Annotated in this window: 2 rRNA genes; both read right to left on the bottom strand. The window is 53.3% G+C overall.

Annotated features, from left to right (window positions below):
• Positions 1-105: ribosomal RNA gene (gene rrf, locus JG30_RS08040) — 5S ribosomal RNA — on the bottom strand; the annotation flags it as partial.
• Between the two features lie 82 nt (positions 106-187).
• A 23S ribosomal RNA gene (locus tag JG30_RS08035) occupies positions 188-798 on the bottom strand; the annotation flags it as partial.

Raw genomic sequence — 798 nt, 5'->3', positions numbered from 1 at the left:
CCTATCCTCGCAGGTAGTTTCCCACCAACTACTTTCGGCGTTGAAAAGCTTAACTTCTGTGTTCGGCATGGTTACAGGTGTATCCTCTTCACCATCATCACCACACTGCTGCTTGCTTGCTTGAGCGGTCCGTTTGCTTGCCTTAGACCTCTCAAAACTGAATACTAAAAGCTCACTGCTGCCGCTCTCGGTTAAGTCCTCGACCGATTAGTATCGCTCCGCTCCATACGTCACCGTACTTCCACGCGCAACCTATCTACCTCATCTTCTCTGAGGGGTCTTACTTCATTTCTGAATGGGAAATCTCATCTGGAGGTGGGTTTCACACTTAGATGCTTTCAGCGTTTATCCCGTCCATACATAGCTACCCAGCGCTGCCTTGGGCAAGACAACTGGTTCACCAGCGGTATGTCCATCCCGGTCCTCTCGTACTAAGGACAGACCCTCGCAAATTTCCTACGCCCGCGACGGATAGGGACCGAACTGTCTCACGACGTTCTGAACCCAGCTCGCGTACCGCTTTAATGGGCGAACAGCCCAACCCTTGGGACCGACTACAGCCCCAGGATGCGATGAGCCGACATCGAGGTGCCAAACCTCCCCGTCGATGTGAACTCTTGGGGGAGATAAGCCTGTTATCCCCAGGGTAGCTTTTATCCGTTGAGCGATGGCCCTTCCATGCGGTGCCACCGGATCACTAAGCCCGACTTTCGTCCCTGCTCGACTTGTGGGTCTCGCAGTCAAGCTCCCTTCTGCCTTTACACTCTGTGAATGATTTCCAACCATTCTGAGGGAACC

Origin of the sequence: Bombilactobacillus mellifer, from assembly GCF_000970795.1 — a bacterium.
Lineage (GTDB): Bacteria > Bacillota > Bacilli > Lactobacillales > Lactobacillaceae > Bombilactobacillus > Bombilactobacillus mellifer.
Note: the sequence above shows the minus strand (reverse complement) of the source record. Positions and strands in the feature narration are given on the sequence as shown.